The organism is Acetanaerobacterium sp. MSJ-12 (assembly GCF_018917875.1).
Classification (GTDB): Bacteria; Bacillota; Clostridia; order Oscillospirales; family Ruminococcaceae; genus Bittarella; species Bittarella massiliensis.
This window is the reverse complement of the sequence record NZ_JAHLPK010000014.1, coordinates 1-16,307: the sequence shown is the minus strand read 5'-3', so window position 1 is coordinate 16,307 and position 16,307 is coordinate 1. Positions and strand designations below refer to the sequence as shown.

General features: G+C 64.6%; 20 protein-coding genes and 1 pseudogene. 19 read left to right on the top strand and 2 right to left on the bottom strand.

The annotated features are described in order from the left end of the window. Positions 1 to 44: 44 nt before the first annotated feature. From KQI11_RS12740 to KQI11_RS12710, 8 genes and pseudogenes are all read left to right on the top strand, one after another. Positions 45 to 944 carry a diaminopimelate dehydrogenase gene (locus KQI11_RS12740; RefSeq protein ID WP_279286020.1) on the top strand — a complete coding sequence of 300 codons (900 nt, stop codon included), beginning with the start codon at positions 45 to 47 and terminating at the stop codon, positions 942 to 944. 116 nt (positions 945 to 1,060) lie between these two features. Next, positions 1,061 to 1,552, top strand: a complete 492-nt coding sequence (locus KQI11_RS12735; protein ID WP_216402391.1) for a YceD family protein — start codon at positions 1,061 to 1,063, stop codon at positions 1,550 to 1,552. Positions 1,553 to 1,591: 39 nt separating this feature from the next. After that, entirely contained in the window at positions 1,592 to 1,774 is a 183-nt protein-coding gene (rpmF, locus tag KQI11_RS12730) for a 50S ribosomal protein L32 (protein WP_021660930.1), read from the top strand. A gap of 120 nt (positions 1,775 to 1,894) precedes the next feature. Further along, positions 1,895 to 2,050, top strand: a pseudogene (locus KQI11_RS13375) (PDZ domain-containing protein); the annotation flags it as partial. Beyond that, positions 2,048 to 3,217, top strand: coding sequence for a DUF512 domain-containing protein (locus KQI11_RS12725; protein WP_353653984.1), 1,170 nt, complete (start codon positions 2,048 to 2,050; stop codon positions 3,215 to 3,217). The pseudogene KQI11_RS13375 and the gene KQI11_RS12725, both read left to right, overlap by 3 nt. Beyond that, on the top strand, positions 3,214 to 4,533 hold the full coding sequence (gene der / locus KQI11_RS12720) for a ribosome biogenesis GTPase Der (RefSeq protein WP_021660932.1): 1,320 nt from the start codon (positions 3,214 to 3,216) through the stop codon (positions 4,531 to 4,533). The genes KQI11_RS12725 and der overlap by 4 nt, the downstream gene beginning before the upstream one ends. 176 nt (positions 4,534 to 4,709) lie before the next feature. After that, the gene (gene plsY, locus KQI11_RS12715; protein WP_075109745.1) at positions 4,710 to 5,366 is read left to right on the top strand and encodes a glycerol-3-phosphate 1-O-acyltransferase PlsY; all 657 of its coding nucleotides are present in this window, start codon (positions 4,710 to 4,712) and stop codon (positions 5,364 to 5,366) included. A 57-nt stretch (positions 5,367 to 5,423) separates the two neighbouring features. Next, positions 5,424 to 6,434, top strand: coding sequence for an NAD(P)H-dependent glycerol-3-phosphate dehydrogenase (locus KQI11_RS12710; protein WP_185915023.1), 1,011 nt, complete (start codon positions 5,424 to 5,426; stop codon positions 6,432 to 6,434). Between the two features lie 197 nt (positions 6,435 to 6,631). Here the strand turns inward: KQI11_RS12710 and rpmB are convergent, their stop codons facing one another. Continuing rightward, a complete protein-coding gene (gene rpmB, locus KQI11_RS12705) occupies positions 6,632 to 6,820 on the bottom strand; it encodes a 50S ribosomal protein L28 (RefSeq protein ID WP_021660935.1) in 189 nt (62 codons plus the stop codon). Positions 6,821 to 7,043: 223 nt separating this feature from the next. On the opposite strand from rpmB, the gene KQI11_RS12700 reads away from it, so the two are divergent. The 5 genes from KQI11_RS12700 (at position 7,044) to ytfJ (ending at position 10,263) form a co-directional block, all read left to right on the top strand. Continuing rightward, on the top strand, positions 7,044 to 7,709 hold the full coding sequence (locus KQI11_RS12700; RefSeq protein ID WP_216402389.1) for a site-2 protease family protein: 666 nt from the start codon (positions 7,044 to 7,046) through the stop codon (positions 7,707 to 7,709). Between the two features lie 39 nt (positions 7,710 to 7,748). Continuing rightward, on the top strand, positions 7,749 to 8,456 hold the full coding sequence (locus tag KQI11_RS12695; protein ID WP_185915025.1) for a segregation and condensation protein A: 708 nt from the start codon (positions 7,749 to 7,751) through the stop codon (positions 8,454 to 8,456). A 15-nt stretch (positions 8,457 to 8,471) separates the two neighbouring features. Continuing rightward, positions 8,472 to 9,047: an SMC-Scp complex subunit ScpB gene (gene scpB, locus KQI11_RS12690; RefSeq protein WP_185915026.1), complete on the top strand. Its 576-nt coding sequence runs from the start codon at positions 8,472 to 8,474 to the stop codon at positions 9,045 to 9,047. Positions 9,048 to 9,148: 101 nt separating this feature from the next. Beyond that, positions 9,149 to 9,802 carry a DUF2953 domain-containing protein gene (locus tag KQI11_RS12685; RefSeq protein WP_216402388.1) on the top strand — a complete coding sequence of 218 codons (654 nt, stop codon included), beginning with the start codon at positions 9,149 to 9,151 and terminating at the stop codon, positions 9,800 to 9,802. Next, complete coding sequence (ytfJ, locus tag KQI11_RS12680; protein WP_185915028.1) at positions 9,799 to 10,263, top strand: GerW family sporulation protein; 465 nt, start codon at positions 9,799 to 9,801, stop codon at positions 10,261 to 10,263. Before KQI11_RS12685 ends, ytfJ begins: the two co-directional genes overlap by 4 nt. A 76-nt stretch (positions 10,264 to 10,339) precedes the next feature. Here the strand turns inward: ytfJ and KQI11_RS12675 are convergent, their stop codons facing one another. Next, positions 10,340 to 10,588, bottom strand: coding sequence for a hypothetical protein (locus KQI11_RS12675; RefSeq protein WP_021660942.1), 249 nt, complete (start codon positions 10,586 to 10,588; stop codon positions 10,340 to 10,342). Between the two features lie 170 nt (positions 10,589 to 10,758). Here KQI11_RS12675 and KQI11_RS12670 point away from each other — a divergent pair, with 170 nt between their 5' ends. From KQI11_RS12670 to KQI11_RS12645, 6 genes are all read left to right on the top strand, one after another. Continuing rightward, positions 10,759 to 11,985: a D-alanyl-D-alanine carboxypeptidase family protein gene (locus tag KQI11_RS12670; protein WP_216402387.1), complete on the top strand. Its 1,227-nt coding sequence runs from the start codon at positions 10,759 to 10,761 to the stop codon at positions 11,983 to 11,985. A 112-nt stretch (positions 11,986 to 12,097) separates the two neighbouring features. After that, positions 12,098 to 12,508 carry a TM2 domain-containing protein gene (locus tag KQI11_RS12665; protein WP_256135793.1) on the top strand — a complete coding sequence of 137 codons (411 nt, stop codon included), beginning with the start codon at positions 12,098 to 12,100 and terminating at the stop codon, positions 12,506 to 12,508. Between the two features lie 461 nt (positions 12,509 to 12,969). Beyond that, on the top strand, positions 12,970 to 13,362 hold the full coding sequence (locus KQI11_RS12660; RefSeq protein WP_353653983.1) for a TM2 domain-containing protein: 393 nt from the start codon (positions 12,970 to 12,972) through the stop codon (positions 13,360 to 13,362). Between the two features lie 177 nt (positions 13,363 to 13,539). After that, positions 13,540 to 14,292 (top strand): pseudouridine synthase, encoded by a 753-nt coding sequence (locus KQI11_RS12655; protein WP_216402385.1) that lies wholly within the window; start codon positions 13,540 to 13,542, stop codon positions 14,290 to 14,292. After that, on the top strand, positions 14,289 to 14,600 hold the full coding sequence (locus KQI11_RS12650; protein ID WP_216402384.1) for a hypothetical protein: 312 nt from the start codon (positions 14,289 to 14,291) through the stop codon (positions 14,598 to 14,600). Before KQI11_RS12655 ends, KQI11_RS12650 begins: the two co-directional genes overlap by 4 nt. A 144-nt stretch (positions 14,601 to 14,744) precedes the next feature. Beyond that, a complete protein-coding gene (locus KQI11_RS12645; RefSeq protein WP_286172787.1) occupies positions 14,745 to 16,136 on the top strand; it encodes an acyl-CoA carboxylase subunit beta in 1,392 nt (463 codons plus the stop codon). The last annotated feature ends 171 nt before the right edge of the window (positions 16,137 to 16,307 follow it).

Sequence of the window (16,307 nt, the reverse complement as noted above, 5' to 3'; positions counted from 1 at the left end):
TCCGGGGCCGCCGGGCAAATATGGGAAAAGGGAGTGCGATGAAGATGATCAAAGCGACAATTGTCGGCTACGGCAACATCGGCCGGGCCGCCGTCGAGGCGGTGCAGGCCGCCGAGGACTTTCAGTTGGTGGGGCTGGTGCGCAGAGGGGCCAGCCGCCAGGGCCTCTCCGCCGATCTGGCCGGGGTGCCGGTGGCAGCCGACGTGAAGGAGCTGCCCGAAAAGCCCCAGGTGGCCATCCTCTGCACCCCCACCCGGGCGGTGCCCCAGTACGCCAAGGAGTACCTGGCCCAGGGGATCAACACCGTGGACAGCTACGACATCCACACCGGCATCTGGGATCTGGTGGAGGAGCTGACCCCGGTGGCCCAGGCCGGCGGGGCGGCCGCGGTGGTCTCGGCCGGGTGGGACCCGGGCAGCGACTCGGTGGTGCGGGCCCTGCTGCAGGGGCTGGCCCCCAAGGGGATCACCTACACCAACTTCGGCCCCGGCATGAGCATGGGGCACACGGTGGCGGTCAAGGCCATCCCCGGGGTGGAGAACGCCCTGTCCATGACCATCCCCACCGGCACCGGCGTCCACCGGCGGATGGTCTATGTCCAGCTCAAAGAGGGGGCCGACTTCGCGGCGGTGAAGGCCGCCGTCCTGGCAGACCCCTACTTTGTCCACGACGAGACCCACGTCGCCCAGGTGGAAGACGTGAAGGCCCTCATCGACACCGGCCACGGGGTCAACCTGGTGCGCAAAGGGGTCAGCGGCACCACCCACAACCAGAACTTCGAGTTCAATATGTCGATCAACAACCCCGCCCTCACCGCCCAGGTGCTCGTCTGCGCGGCCCGGGCCGCCTGCAAGCGCGCGCCGGGGGCCTACACCATGATCGACCTGCCGGTCATCGACCTGCTGCCGGGGGACAGGGGCAGCCTGATCCGCGCCCTGGTCTAGGCCCGGTGCCAAAAACCCGCAAAAATTTGAGAAAACAAGGAAAAAAGCCGCGGATTTTCGTTGACAACCCCAGGGGGAGTCTATATAATAAGTCTGTGGCGGACTAAGGAGTCACTATGCTTTTAAACGTAAAGCGCCTGCTTGCGGAGGAGGGGCTTCACCTCCCCTTCGACTACACCCTGCAAGTTCCCCAGAGCGAGTTCTACGGCGACGACGACCGGCAGGCCTCCCTCCACATTGTGGGAGAGGCGGTCAACCGCGCCCAGATCGCCGAACTCCACTTTGCGGTGAGCGGCCGGGTGGAGACGGTGTGCGACCGCTGTCTCGACCCCATTTCCCGGGCGTTCGAGTACCGGTACACCCACACCCTCGTCAAGGAGTCGCCCAATGGTCCCGATGAAGACATCATTGTCGACGGTGATGCCGTCCATCTGGACCAGGTCGCCATCACCGACCTCCGGCTGGATTTCCCACTCAAATTTCTGTGCCGGGAGGACTGCAAAGGCCTCTGCCCCCTCTGTGGGGCGAACCTGAACCAGGGTGATTGCGGCTGCGACAAAAGGCAGATCGACCCCCGCCTGGAAGCTTTAAAAGAGCTATTGCAATAGTTTTTTTCCAGAAAGACCAATGTTAAGGAGGTGCTGAACTTGGCAGTACCAAAGAGAAAGTTGTCCAAAGCCAGAAGGGACAAACGCCGCTCCAACGTGTGGAAATTGGAGATGCCCGCGTTTTCCAAATGCCCGCAATGCGGCGAGCTGAAAGCCCCTCACAGAGTGTGCGGCAACTGCGGCTTCTACAAAGGCAAAGAGATCATCAAAAAGGAAGCGTAAGCTTCCTCAGAGATAAAGAGAGGGTGGTCCCTCTCTTTTTTTCGTGGATTGGCCCCGTCCGGCGGGGCATTCTGATAGAGAGGGGCCGCGCGCGTTGGCGGCCCGCTTAGGGAAGGGCGTGAAGAGGCAGAGATGGCAGTGACTGTGACCCGGGTCATCCCCGGCTCCCCGGCCGAGGAGGCGGGGTTTCAGGCGGGCGACCGTCTGCTGAAGGTGAACGGCAACGAGATCGGGGACGTGCTGGACTACCAGTTCTACTCCAGCGAGACCGAGGTGGAGCTGGAGTTTGAGAGCGGGGGAGAGCTGCAGGGCGTCATCGTCGAGAAGGACGAGTACGAGGACCTGGGCCTGGAATTCGAGACCTACTTGATGGATAAGCAGCACTCCTGCACCAACAACTGCATCTTCTGCTTTGTGGACCAGATGCCCCCGGGGATGCGGGAGACCCTCTATTTCAAGGACGACGACGAGCGGCTCTCCTTCCTCTTCGGCAACTACGTCACCCTGACCAACCTCCACCAGCGGGAGATCGACCGCATCAAGCGGATGCACATCAGCCCGGTGAACGTCTCGGTGCACACCACCAACCCCGACCTGCGTCGGGAGATGATGGGCAACCGCTTTGCGGGGGAGAAGCTCGACTACCTGCGCCAACTGGCGCAGGCGGGCATCCGCCTCAACTGCCAGATCGTCCTCTGCCCCGGCTACAACGACGGGGCGGAGCTGGAGCGGACCATGGCCGACCTGGGGGCCCTCTGGCCCAGCGTGTCCAGCGTGTCGGTGGTGCCGGTGGGGCTGACCAAATACCGCCAAGGGCTCTGCCAGCTCACCCCCTTCACCCCGGCGGGGGCGGGGGCGGTGCTGGACCAGATCCACCGCTTCACCGACGCCTTTTTAAAGGAACACGGCACCCGGCTCATCTACCCGGGGGACGAGTTCTTCATCCTCGCCGGGCGGCCGCTCCCCGACAGCGGCTACTACGGCGACTTCGAGCAGCTGCAAAACGGGGTGGGGATGACCGCCCTGCTGTTGGAGGAGTTTGAGAGCGAGCTGGCCCGGCTGGAAGCCCCGGTGCAGACATCCCCCTGCGACCTGATCACCGGGGTCTGCGCGGCCGACTACATCCGCGGGATGGTGGATGCGCTGGCCCGGCGGGTGCCCGGTCTGCAGGCGCGGGTACACGTGATCGAAAACGAGTATTTCGGCGGCAACGTGACGGTGGCCGGGCTGGTCACCGCCACCGACATCGAGCGGCAGGCGGGGGGCAAGCTCCTCTCCGACCGGGTGCTGGTGCCCACCTGCATGCTCCGCCACGAGCAGGACAAATTTTTGGACGACGTGCCCAGAGAGGCGCTGGAAGCGCGCCTGGGCGCCAAACTGACCCTGGTGGAAAACGACGGATACGGCTTCATACAGGCCGTGTTGGGAGGGAATGCGCAATGAGCAAACCGGTAGTGGCGGTGGTGGGGCGGCCCAATGTGGGCAAATCCACCCTGTTTAACAAATTGATCGGCCAGCGTCTGGCCATTGTGGAGGACACCCCCGGTGTGACCCGGGACCGCATCTTTTACGACTGCAACTGGGGCGGGCGCACCTTTCTGCTGGTGGACACCGGCGGCATCGAGCCCCACTCCGACGACGTCATCCTCTCGCACATCCGCCGGCAGGCCCAACTGGCCATCGACAGCGCCGACGTGATCATCTTCGTGGTCTCCCTGCCCGACGGGGTCACCGCCACCGACATGGAGGTGGCGGCCATGCTCCACAAATCCCGGCGGCCGGTGGTCCTCTGCGTCAACAAGTGCGACAGCGTGGGCGGCCTCCCGGCCGAGTTCTACGAGTTTTACAACCTGGGCATCGGCGAGCCGCTGCCCGTCTCCTCGGTCCACGGCCACGGCACCGGCGACCTGCTGGACGCGGTGGTGGACGAGCTGCCCGGCCAGGCGGAGGAGGACGAGGACGAGGACGCCATCAAGGTGGCGGTCATCGGCAAGCCCAACGCGGGCAAGTCCTCCCTCATCAACAAGGTCCTGGGGGAGGACCGGATGATCGTCTCCGACATCGCCGGCACCACCCGGGACGCGGTGGATTCCCGGGTGGAAAACCGCTACGGCAAGTTCGTCTTCATCGACACGGCGGGCATCCGCCGCAAGAACAAGGTGGACGACTCGGTGGAGCGCTACTCGGTGCTGCGGGCCTTCATGGCGGTGGATCGGGCCGACGTGGCGGTGATGGTCATCGACGCCACCGTGGGCTTTACCGAGCAGGACTCCAAGGTGGCCGGCTACGCCCACGAGCAGGGCAAAGCCTGCGTCATCGCCGTCAACAAGTGGGACGCGGTGGAGAAGGACACCCACACCATGCAGGCCTTTCGCAAACAGTTGCAGGAGGATTTCTCCTTCATGCCCTACGCCCCCATGGTCTTTCTCTCCGCCCTCACCGGGCAGCGGCTGGGCCAGCTCTTTGAAAAGGTGGTCAAGGCCCACCAGAACAACTCCCTGCGCATCACCACCGGGGTGCTCAACGACATCCTCGCCGCCGCCACCGCCCGGGTGCAGCCCCCCACCGACAAGGGCAAGCGGCTGAAGATCTACTACATGACCCAGGCCTCCACCAACCCGCCCCACTTCGTCTGCTTTGTCAACAACAAGGAGCTCTTCCACTTCTCCTACCAGCGCTATCTGGAAAACCAGATCCGCGAGCAGTACGACCTGGAGGGCACCCCCATCCGCCTGTCGGTGCGGCAGCGGGGGGAGTAGCCCCGGGAGAGAGGGAACTCCGGGGCAGAGGCAAGGAAAAAAGAATGGGCCTTCCCCCTAAAAAGGGCCGCATTTTTTCCATCTCTGTGGTACAATGGGAAAAAAGAAGAGGGAGCCCCGGCGGGGAAGGCGGGGCTCTTTTGGGCTGTAAAAACACAGTTGAGAGGGGTTTTGAGATGACGGCGACACAGATTCTCTGGATGGCCGGGGTGGCGCTGGTTTCCTACCTGCTGGGCAGCGTCTCCTGGGCGGTCATCGTGGGCAGGGTCTTTTTAAAGGACGACGTGCGCAAGTACGGCAGCGGCAACGCGGGGATGACCAACGTGCTACGCACCGCCGGCAAGGGCGCGGCCGCCCTGGTGGCGGTGGGGGACTTTTCCAAGGGGGCGATCTCGGTGCTCCTCGGGCGGCTGGTCTTTCAGTATGCCCTGGGGCTCGACCCCATCTACGGGGCCTATCTGGGGGGCTACTTTGCGGTGCTGGGACACATCTTCCCCCTCTACTTCCACTTCAAGGGGGGCAAGGGGGTGCTCACCTCGGCGGGGGCGGCGGTCCTCATCGACCCCATCTCGGTGGCCCTGACGGCGGTGGTCTTTGCGGCGGTGACCTTCACCAGCAAGATCGTCTCCCTGGGCTCCATCGTCATGGCCCTGTGCTACCCGGTCATCACCTACTTCGTCTCCCGCGCCCTGGGGCGCGACCCGGTCACCGTCACCATCTGCGCGGTGATCTTTGCGGCCATCATCGTCTTCATGCACCGCTCCAACATCGGGCGGCTGCTGCGGGGCGAGGAGAACCGCTTCGGCAAGAAAAAAGAGAAGGTGCAGAAATAGGGGAGGCCCCTGTAATACAGCGGGGCGCGTTCGCCCCGGGGAAAGGCGGTTGTACAGATGGCAAAGATCGTGATTTTGGGCGCCGGTGGGTTCGGCATCTCCCTGGCGGTGATGGCCCGCTCCTACGGCAACGAGGTGACCCTCTGGTCCCCCTTCCAGGAGGAGGTGGACCTGCTCACCTACGAGCGGGAGAACAAAAAGCTGCTGCCCGGGGTGGTGCTGGAACCCGACGTGGGGGTGAGCACCGACCTCGCCGTGGCCGAGGGGGCGCAGCTGCTCCTCTTTGCCGTGCCCAGCCAGGCGGTGCGCTCCACCGCCCAAAAGGTCGCCCCCCACGTGCCGGAGGGGGCGGTGCTGGCCAACGTGGCCAAGGGGCTGGAAAACGGCACCCAGCTGCGGCTGACCCAGGTCATCGAGTCCGAGATCGGCGGCCACCAGGTGGTGGCCCTCTCGGGCCCCTCCCACGCCGAGGAGGTGGCCCGCGGGGTGCCCACCACCATCGTCGCCGCCTGCAAGGTCAGGGCCAACGCCGAGTACGTGCAGACGGTGCTGATGAACCCCAACCTGCGCATCTACCTCAACGACGACGTGGTGGGGGTCGAGCTGGGCGGGGCGCTGAAAAACGTCATCGCCCTGGCCGCCGGCATCAGCGACGGCCTCAAGCTGGGGGACAACGCCAAGGCGGCCCTCATGACCCGCGGCCTGTCCGAGATCGCCCGGCTGGGGGTGGCCATGGGCGGGCGCAGCGAGACCTTCGCCGGCCTCACCGGGGTGGGGGACCTGATCGTCACCTGCACCAGCATGCACTCGCGCAACCGCCGCTGTGGCCTCCTCATCGGCCAGGGGATGGCGGCCACCGACGCCATCAAGCAGATCGGGATGACCGTCGAGGGCTACACCGCCACCCTGGTGGCCCGGGAGCTGAGCTTGCAGGCCGGGGTGGAGATGCCGATCGTCGAGCAGATGTTCCAGGTGCTCTATAACGGCCTCGACTGCCGCCAGGGGATCAAAAACCTCATGAGCCGGCCCCGCAAGCACGAGAGCGAACAGGTCTGGTTCGGGGAGTAGGGGACACCCGCAAAAAAGGGGAGGGCCGCCGCCGGCAAACACGCCGGCAGCGGCCCTCTTTTTTCTTTCATCTTCCCCTTTTCCCTTGCCTTTGTCTCCCATAGCCGCAAAAGGGGAAGCGGGGGCGGCGGCAGGGGAGATCGAGACGACAAAAAAGGCCAAACCGAAATCGGTCTGGCCTTTGCCGTCTGCCCAGGTTAGATTGCGCGGGTCACTTTGCCGGAACGCAAGCAACGGGTGCAGGCGTTTACGCGACAAGGAGTGCCGTTGACAACCGCCTTCACGCGTTTGACATTGGGTTTCCAAGCTTTGTTGGAACGCCGGTGCGAGTGAGAGACCTTGATGCCGAAGGTCACGCCTTTGCCACAGATATCGCATTTTGCCATCTATCTGCACCTCCCTACAATAAGAACATTCTAGAAGTCAACGAATGTATTTTAACAGAATCTGCATCCAAAAGCAAGCCCCAATTTCAAAAAACGCCGGGGGCCGCTATTGTTTTTTTGGCGGCAAACCGATATAATAGACAGCATCGGGCCGGGCGCGCCCCCGCGGGACGGGGCTGCGCGCCCGGCAATTTGAAAGATCGGAAAGGGGAACACCCTCCTCATGCAACAACTTCTTGTGACGGTCATCGTCCGGGTCATCGCCCTCTTCACCGTCATCCCGGTGCACGAGTTCGGCCATGCCCTGGTCTCCTATAAGCTGGGGGACCCCACGGCTAAGAACCAGGGCCGCCTCACCCTCAACCCCATCGCCCACCTGGACCCCCTGGGCAGCCTCTGCATGCTGCTCACAGGCATCGGCTGGGGCAAGACCCCCATCAACCCCTACTTCTACCGCAACCAGAAAAAGGGGCTGGCCCTCACCGCCCTGGCGGGGCCGATGGCCAACGTCCTGCTGGCCCTGGTACTCATCGCCCTGGTGAAGGTGATGAGCCTTGTCGCCCTGATGGTGCCCGCCCTGCTGGGCTCGGCCTTCTACCTCTTCCTCATCCAGATGCTGGGGCTCATCGCCCAGATCAACATCTCCATCGCCGTCATCAACCTGTTGCCGGTGCCCCCCTTTGACGGGTTTCGCATCCTGGCCTTTTTCGTGCCTGCCCACGTCACCTACAAGCTGCAGGAGTACCAGACCTACATCTCCCTGGCGGTGCTGATGCTGTTGTTGCTGGGCTTTTTGGACTGGCCCATCCAGTTTCTCACCAGCTTCATCTACAAGGGGCTGGGCTTCCTCACCGGCTTTATCGACCTGATCGCCCGGGCCATCGTCTGACGCGACCAATTACCACTTGAGAGAGGAGGGGGACAGCAGGTGGCCGAAGTCAACTTTACCCTGCCGCAATTCGAGGGGCCGCTGGAGCTGCTCCTCCACCTGATTTCCAAGCACAAGTTGGATCTCTACGACATCAACATCGCCGAGCTGGTCAACCAGTACACCGCATATATGGAGCGGGCCGAGCAGCTGGACATGGAGCTCACCGGCGACTTTTTGGAGATGGCCTCCCGCCTGGTCTACATGAAGACGGTCCTCCTCCTCCCCCGCCACGAGGAGGAGCGGGAGCAGCTCAAGGCCGAGCTGCAGGGCCAGCTCATCGAGTACCAGATCTGCCGGCAGATCGCCGGGGAGCTGCGGGGGCAGTACGATCCCCTGGCCCACTTTGTGCGCAACCAGCTGCCCGCCCCCAAAGACCTGCTCTACACCCGCCGCCACCAGCCCGAAGAGCTGCTGGCGGCCCTGGCGGCCCTGCGGGGGAAGATCCTGCGCAAACAGGCGCCCCCCAAGTCCAGCTTTTCGGGGATCGTGGCCAAGCGGGTGGTCTCGGTCTCCTCCCGCATCGTCTTTGTGCTGCGGCGGCTGACCAAGTCGGCGGGGCTGCGGCTGCAGACCCTCTTTGGCCGCCAGTACGAAAAGACCGAGAACGTGGCCACCTTTCTGGCGGTGCTGGAACTCATCAAGGGCGGCCGCATCGCCCTGGACGACGAGAGCGGCGCCATCACCCTGAGGGGAAAGAAGAGATAGGGAGGGGAGACCCCAATGGACATCAACCACGCCAAGGGGGCGGTGGAGGCGGTCTTGTTCGCCTACGCCGAGCCCCTCAGCCCCAAAAAGCTCTCCGAAATTTTGGAGATCGAGGTTTCCACCGTCAAAAACGTGTGCAAACTCATACAGGACGACTGCGAGCGGCCCGGCAGCGGGCTGGCCCTCCTCCAACTGGGGGAGGGCTACCAGCTGGCCACCAAGAAGGCCTATTCCGAGGAGGTCAAGCGCGCCCTGGACGTCAAGCGCAACACCCCCCTCTCCCAGGCGGCCTTCGAGGTGCTGGCCATCATCGCCTACAACCAGCCGGTGACCCGCTCCTTCATTGAACAGGTGCGGGGGATCGACAGCTCCTCCACCGTGGTCAACCTGGTGGAGAAGGGGCTGGTGGCCGAACAGGGGCGGCTGGACCTGCCCGGCCGGCCCATGGCCTACAAGACCACCGACAACTTTCTGCGCTGTTTCGGCCTGCGCTCCCTGGAGGACCTGCCCCAGGTGGAGCGGTTTGCCGAACTGGCCGCCGAGGAGTCGGCGGAAGGGGCGGAGGAAACGGAGGAGCCGGCCGAGAGCTGACGCGCGATCCCCGCAAGGGGGACAAACATCACCCGGGCGGAGTGCGGTGACCGGCTGCTGCGGCCGCCGCTCGCAGAGAAGGGGAGAGGAGGGAACGTGCCATGGTGTGGGTGTGGATCGGGCGGATCCTCCTGGGCCTTCTCCTGCTGTTGGCGGTTTTGCTGCTCATTCCCCTAAAAATCCAGGTCGAGATCGGCCTGGAGGAGCAGCGGGCCACCCTCCGCTACCTCTTTTTGCGCTTCCCCGTCTACCCCTTCAAGGGTGCCGAGGAGGCCGAACAGGCGGAGGAGGACGAGGTGCGGGCCGCGAAGGGAAAGGGCAAGAAGGGGAAGGGCGGAAAGAAGACCCCCCTCTCCCAACAGCTGGGGCTGGTGATGGACATCCTCCGCTCCACCCTTTCGGGGCTGCGGTTTTTGACCCGGCACATCCACCTGCGCCGCTTTGACCTGCGGCTGCGGGTGGGGGACGACGAGCCCCACGAGACGGCCGTCCTCTACGGCCAGGTGGGGGGGATCGTCCACGCCTGCCTGGGGCTGGTGGCCAACACCTTTGACTGCCGGTTTGACCGGGTGCAGGTGGAGCCCAACTTCTCCGAGCCGGAATTTTTTTTGGATTTGTCCTTCCAAATCGTGGCGCTACCGATTATACTATTGATAACGGCGGGAATAGTCGCCGTCAAATTGCTCCAAAATAGAAGTGTCAAGGCCCCGGACAAGCCGGGCGCAAAGGAAGATAAAGGCGGTGCACACAAATGAGCGAACATCCCATTCAAGGCCTCATTGATACGGCGATGAACAAGATCAAAGAGATGATCGACGGCAACACCATCATCGGCGAGCCCATCCCGGTAGGGAAGGGCGGGGTCATCATCCCGGTCTCCAAGGTCTCCCTCGGCTTTGCCTCGGGGGGGAGCGACTTCCCCACCAAGACCCCCAAACAGGTTTTCGGCGGGGCCAGCGGGGCGGGCCTCTCGGTCTCCCCGGTGGGCTTTTTGGTGGTCAACGGCGACGACGTGCGGCTGCTGGAGTTCACCAAGAAGTCGGACACCACCGCCGACCGGCTGGTGAACATGGTCCCCGGCGTGGTGGACCGGGTCTCGGGCATCGTCTCCAAGGCCGCCGCCAAGAAAGAGGGCGCCAAGGGCGGGCCGCAGCCGGAAAAGGGCGCCCCCGACCCCGCCCCCATGGAGGGGGAGCTGCGCTTCCCCGAGTTTTGAGCGGCGGCGCACCCACGAACAGAGCAAAAAGGGACAGGCCATTGGGCCTGTCCCTTTTTTTGCCGTCCGGCTGGAGCTAGCGGTCTCCCTCGCCGTTGAGGGGGTCGCGGGGGCACTTTTCCTCCCCCTCCAACTCGGGCATCCGGTCTTTGGCCAGGGGGACGTCGGAGAGCTCGCTGTAAGACTGGACCGCGGCCCCGGTGATGGGGGGCGTGGGGGTCAGCCCGGTGGTCTCGGTGCTGGAGGCCACCCCCAGCATGTCGAAGTAGAGCGCCTCGTCGTCCTCCGGGTCGACCGGCCACTGGTTTTGGCGCGGATCGTTCACGGTTGATTCCTCCCTCTTTTAAAAGTTAAAAGCGGATCGTGGGTGCAGAGATAGTCTTCCCGCAAACCGGCCCCGAGTTGCGCCCGGCGGCAAAAATTTGAAATGGCGGCCAGGCTGTCATGGCGGAGCGGCCCTCCGCATAGGATTTTTTGAATGGGCAGGTGGTTTTTTTGAAGAGAAGAGAGACAGCGGCAAAACCGGACAGACGGCCCCGGAGGGGGGCGAGTTGGGAGCGGGCCTGGGACCGCCAGGCCGCCCGCCGAGGGGTGGCCCTGCTGCTGGCGGGGCTCCTCCTCTTCTCCTTTGGGGGGGAGGCGAGGGGGGCCGAAGGGGAACAGGAAGCGGGGGACCCGGTCCTCCCCAAGGTGGAGGCCGACGCCTACATCCTCATGAGCGCCGACACCGGCGAGGTGTTTGCGGGCAAGGACATCCACGCCCAGCTGCCCATGGCCAGCACCACCAAAATCATGACCGGGCTGCTGGCGGCCGAGAGCGGGCCGCTGGACCAGCTCTACACCGTCTCGGCCGAGGACGTGAACACCGAGGGGAGCATGCTGGGCCTCAAGGCGGGGGACCAGTTGACCCTGCGGGACCTGATGACCGGGATGCTCCTCAAATCGGGCAACGACGCAGCGGCCTGCGTGGCCTCGGTGGTGGCGGGGGACCAGTTTGTGGAGCGGATGAACGAGAAGGCCGCCCAGTTGGGGATGGCGGACACCCACTTTACAAACCCCTCGGGGCTGCCGGACGACGCGCACTACTCCAGCGCCTACGACATGGCCATCCTGGCGCGGGCGGCCCTGCAAAACCCCGACTTTGCCGCCATCTGCGGGAGCTCGGAGGCGGCCATCGCTGTCAGCGGCACCCGCTGGCACCTGCGCAACTCCAACCGCCTCCTGCGGGAGATGGAGGGGGCGGTGGGGATGAAGACCGGCTTCACCAAAAAGGCCGGCCGATGCCTGGTCTCGGCCGCCACCCGGGACGGGGCGACCCTCATCTGCGTCACCCTGCACTGCTACGACGACTGGCGGGTGCACAAGGACTTGATGGACTACGGCTTCGGCACCGGTGACCGGCGGCCCACCGACCCCACCTACGTGGCCACCCTGGACGTGGTCGGGGGGACGGCGGAGACGGTGCCGGTGCGGGTGGAGAGCGACCTGGAAGAGCTCCTCCTGAAGGACGGCAGCTCCCTGAAAAAGACGGTCAACCTGCCCCCCTTCCTCTACGCCCCGGTGGCGGAGGGCCAGGTGGTGGGGGAGATCCTCTACACCGCGGGGGAGGGGGAGGCCCTGCGGGTGGAGATCGTCGCCTCCCAGGGGGTGGCGGCCAAGGAGACCCCCAAAAAGGGCTTTTGGCAGTGGCTGCTGGGCCTCTTTCAAAAAAAGGGCCGGTAAAATATTTTTTCCGCCATTTTCCGTTCTAAAATACACTGCCAGCATCTTGTATAAATTGTTGTTTTATGCTAAAATATGTCGAAAGAAAACGGTGTAGAGGAGGAGACGGAAGATGAAGTGCGAGAATTGCGGCGCAGAGATGGGCGAGGCCACCGTCTGCAAGTTCTGCGGCCATACCGCGCCGCAGAAGGAAACGGTGCAGAACGTGACCATCAACTACTACGGGACGGCGCCGGGGGCGGAAGTGGTCCCGCCCCTGGTCACGCCAGCGGTCGCTCCAGTGGTGCAGCCGGTCTATCAGCCGGTGGCGCAGCAGGTGAGCGACAAAAGCAAGGTGGTGGCCATCGTCATCTGGCTGATTTTTGGCCTCTTTGGGGGGCACCAGTTCTACGCCGGCAAGATGAAGATGGGGCTGATCTATTTCTTCACCGCCGGGCTTTTCAGCATCGGCTGGTTGGTGGACGGCATCAGCCTTTTCGCCGGCACCTTTAAAGATCAACACGGCTATCCCATCAAAAATTGAGGGAGCGGCAGGGGGACGTCCCTGCGGGGAGAGGGTCCCCCTCCCAGGCGGCTGGGGGGAGCATCCAAAGGGGCGTTTGCCGGCGGCTGTCGGCACTTCTCTGTCAAAAAAGGGGGGAGGGCGTTTTTCGCCCTCCCCCCCTCTGTCGCTTGAGCGGCTGACCCCCTGCTTCCACCGGGGGCAAACGGCGCTGGCGGAAGGCCTCCTGAATGGAGAGGAAGGCGCAAAGAAAAAGACGATTTCTGAATAGAGGCGGCGCGGACCGGCATTCTCGATTGCCAGTTTGCCGGCGGCCGCGCGCCCGGTGCAACCGTTCCCTGGGCCGCGCGCCGGTGCGACGCCCTTTTGGGGCCGATGCCGCCCACCTGCTTTGGCGGCGGGTGAAATGGGCCCGCAGGGGTGCAAAAACGGGTGTTTTGTGCTATCATAGACCATGAAAAAGTACAGAGGGGGAGATGTGCGTGAAGTGTGACAACTGCGGCGCGGAGATCGGACTGGACGGGGTCTGCAAATTTTGCGGCACGGTGCTGCCCCCGCAGGGGCCGGCCGCGCCCCCGCCTGTGGATCCTGGCTGGGGGGCGCCCCCGCCCAGGCCGGTGTTCTCGATCCCGCAGCCCCGCGTGCCGGTACAGCAGCCGGTGCAGGCGGCAAGCCCCAAGAGCAGGTGGGTGGCCATCCTCCTCTGGCTGCTGCTGGGCTACCTGGGGGCGCACCAGTTTTACGCCGGCAAGGTGGGGATGGGGCTCCTCTACCTGTTCACCTTCGGCCTGTGCGGCATCGGCTGGGTCATCGACGGGGTCAGCCTTTTCGCCGGCAGTTTTCGGGACCGGTACGGCCTTCCCATCCGGGTGTAGGGGGCCAAAGGGGGGCGGGCGCTCGGGACGGCAAGTCCCCGGCGCCCGCTCTTTTTTGCCCCGGGAAGGGAGAGCCGACGGCAAAGGGTGGATCTGGGCGCAGACATTTTACAAAATGGCGTGGTGCTGCGGCCAAAAACATGGTAAAATATAAATGTATGGCCAAAGGAGGATATTATGCCTAGAGATACACGACTGCAAAAAGCCATGTCCCAGTGGGGCGTCTGCTCTCGGCGCAAGGCCGAGGAGTACATTCAGCGCGGCCGGGTGAAGGTCAACGGCCACCCCGCCCGCCTGGGGGACAAGATCGACCCCCGCAAAGACCTGGTCACCCTGGACGGGGAGCGGGTGAACGGCGCCCCCAAAGCTGAGTACCAGTACCTGATGCTGCACAAGCCCCGGGGCTATGTCACCACCCTGCAGGACGAGCAGGGCCGCCGCTGCGTGGCCGATTTGATGGCCGGGGTGGGGGAGCGGGTCTACCCCATCGGCCGGCTGGACAAAAACTCCGAGGGGCTGCTGCTCTTCACCAGCGACGGTGCCTTCGCCAACCTGATGATGCACCCCAGCAAAAAGGTCTCCAAGACCTACCGGGTCACCGTCCGCCCCGACGCGTCCGACGAGCAGATCGTCGCCATGAGCGACGGCGTCTACATCGACGGGCGCAAGACCGCCCCCGCCACCATCCGGGTGCTGGACAAGCAGCCCGGCCGCTGTGTGCTGGAGTTCGTCATCCGCGAGGGGCGCAACCGCCAGATCCGCAAGATGTGCGAGGAGGTGGGGCTGGAGGTCGCCCGCCTCAAGCGCACCGCCTTCGGCCCCCTCAAGCTGGGGATGCTCAAGCCCGGCACCTACCGCCCCCTCACCAAACAGGAGGTGGCGGCCCTGCGGGGGGCGGCCGGTTTGAGCGGCCCGGGGGAGAGAAAGTGATCCGCATCCAGCGGGCGGGGGAGCGCTTTGCCGCCGCCGAGGGGGGGCAGACACTCGCCTCCTGCGCCTTTTCCCTGCGGGGGAACACCGTCTTGCTGGGGGCCCCCGCCTATGCCGAGCTGCCGGTGGTCGACGGGGTCTTTCGCGCCTGCCTGGACTACTTCGAGCGCCGGGGCTACCTGGACTACGGCCCCGCCGACGAGGTGGCCGCCGCCGCCTTTGCCGCCCTGGGCTACACCGTCTGCCAAGTGGGGGAGACCGGGGGCATCGCCGCCTTCTTCGAGACCTGCAAAAACTGTAAAAACTGACGGGCGGCACCTTGTTATTTTTTCGGCAATGCTGTATACTGTATTTGATTTTGCTATTCACTGCTACTTGACATAAAAAGAAATGGAGGAACAACGATGAGTCCAAAAAGCAGACTGGAAATTCTCTCAGAGCAAAGCGGCAAATTGGACAGAGAGTCGGTGGCCTATGCGCGGCTGGACCGGCTCTTTGACGAGGGCAGCTTTGTCGAGCTGGACGCCTTTGCCAAGGCGGGCTGTGAGAGCGCGGGCGTGGTCACCGGGTACGGCATGGTAAACGGCGGCTCGGTCTTCGCCTTCTCGCAGGACAGCTCGGTCGCGGGCGGCGCCGTCTCGGCCGCCACCGGCGCCAAGATCGCCAAGGTGTACGAGATGGCCGCCAAGGTGGGGGTGCCCGTGGTGGGCATCTACGACTCCAAGGGCGCCTGCATCGCCGAGAACAGCGAGGTGCTCGCCGCCTACGGGGAGATGCTGCAGCGCTCGGCCGCCCTCTCGGGTGTGGTCCCCCAGATCGCGGTCATCGCCGGGGTCTGCGCCGGCACCTCTGCCCTGATGGCCGCCAACGCCGACTTGGTCATCATGGCCAAAGACGCCGAGTTTTTCCTGACTGCTCCCTTTGTCTCCAGCGCTGCCGGCGACAAGGTCGAGGGCGCCGGCAAGGCCGAGGCCGCCGTGCGCAGCGGGGTGGTGCAGCTGGTGGCCGAGGACGACATGGCCGCCGTCGAGGAGGCCAAGAAGATCGTCTCCATGCTGCCCCTCAACAACCTCTCCGAGGCCCCCTACTGCGAGTACGACGAGCCCGCTGCCGCCGAGAAGCTGCGGGCCGCCTGCGAGGACCTGTCCTCCTACGACGCCAAAGAAGTCATCGAGAGCATCTTTGACGAGGGGAACGTCACCTTCTTGGAGAACGCCCCCAACGCCGTGACCGCCCTGGCCACCCTGGCCGGACAGGCCGTGGGCGTGGTGGCCACCGTGGGCGGCGACCAGCGGCTGTGCAAGGGCGCCAGCGCCCGCATCGCCCGCTTTGTCTCCATCTGCGACAGCTTCGCCATCCCGGTCATCACCCTGCTCAACTGCAAGGGCTTTAAAGAGAGCTCCTCCGACGAGCTGGCCGGCGGCATCCGCGACGCGGCCCGCCTGGCCCACGTCTACGCCGAGGCCACCTGCCCGAAGATCGCCGTCATCACCGGCGAGGCCTACGGCGCCGCCTATGTGGCCCTGGTCGGCAAAAACGCCTCCGCCGACCTGACCGTCGCCTGGCCCTCCGCCGTCATCTCCACCCTGGCCCCCGAGGCCGCAGTGAACATCCTCTACGGCGAGGAGATCAAGGCGGCCGCCGACCCGGTGGCCGAGCGGGCCGCCAGAGTGCAGGCCTACATCGACACCACCGCCTCCGCCTTTGAGGCGGCGGCAAAGGGCCACGTGGACTGCGTGATCGACCCGGCCGAGACCCGCGCCACCCTGATCCGCGCCGCCGAGATGCTGGCGGGCAAGCGGGTCGCCAAACTGCCCAAAAAACATGGCAACATGCCGCTGTAACAACATAGAGGAGGAGTATCACCATGAAAAGATTTAACATAACTGTCAACGGCACCGCTTACGACGTGGCTGTGGAAGAGCTGGCCGCCGGCGCCGCCCCCGTGGCTGCCCCCGCTCCCGCTCCGGCCCCCGCCGCTGCCCCTGCTCCGGCCCCTGCCGCCGCTCCGGCCC

What these genes read in the sequence shown, in the direction of transcription:
- KQI11_RS12685 (WP_216402388.1), top strand. Translation starts at nt 9,149, where the DNA reads ATGGTGTGGGTGTGGATCGGGCGGATCCTCCTGGGCCTTCTCCTGCTG.
- KQI11_RS12735 (WP_216402391.1), top strand. Translation starts at nt 1,061, where the DNA reads ATGCTTTTAAACGTAAAGCGCCTGCTTGCGGAGGAGGGGCTTCACCTC.
- KQI11_RS12665 (WP_256135793.1), top strand. Translation starts at nt 12,098, where the DNA reads ATGAAGTGCGAGAATTGCGGCGCAGAGATGGGCGAGGCCACCGTCTGC.
- plsY (WP_075109745.1), top strand. Translation starts at nt 4,710, where the DNA reads ATGACGGCGACACAGATTCTCTGGATGGCCGGGGTGGCGCTGGTTTCC.
- KQI11_RS12655 (WP_216402385.1), top strand. Translation starts at nt 13,540, where the DNA reads ATGCCTAGAGATACACGACTGCAAAAAGCCATGTCCCAGTGGGGCGTC.
- KQI11_RS12740 (WP_279286020.1), top strand. Translation starts at nt 45, where the DNA reads ATGATCAAAGCGACAATTGTCGGCTACGGCAACATCGGCCGGGCCGCC.
- rpmB (WP_021660935.1), bottom strand. Translation starts at nt 6,820, where the DNA reads ATGGCAAAATGCGATATCTGTGGCAAAGGCGTGACCTTCGGCATCAAG.
- der (WP_021660932.1), top strand. Translation starts at nt 3,214, where the DNA reads ATGAGCAAACCGGTAGTGGCGGTGGTGGGGCGGCCCAATGTGGGCAAA.
- ytfJ (WP_185915028.1), top strand. Translation starts at nt 9,799, where the DNA reads ATGAGCGAACATCCCATTCAAGGCCTCATTGATACGGCGATGAACAAG.
- KQI11_RS12710 (WP_185915023.1), top strand. Translation starts at nt 5,424, where the DNA reads ATGGCAAAGATCGTGATTTTGGGCGCCGGTGGGTTCGGCATCTCCCTG.
- scpB (WP_185915026.1), top strand. Translation starts at nt 8,472, where the DNA reads ATGGACATCAACCACGCCAAGGGGGCGGTGGAGGCGGTCTTGTTCGCC.
- KQI11_RS12700 (WP_216402389.1), top strand. Translation starts at nt 7,044, where the DNA reads ATGCAACAACTTCTTGTGACGGTCATCGTCCGGGTCATCGCCCTCTTC.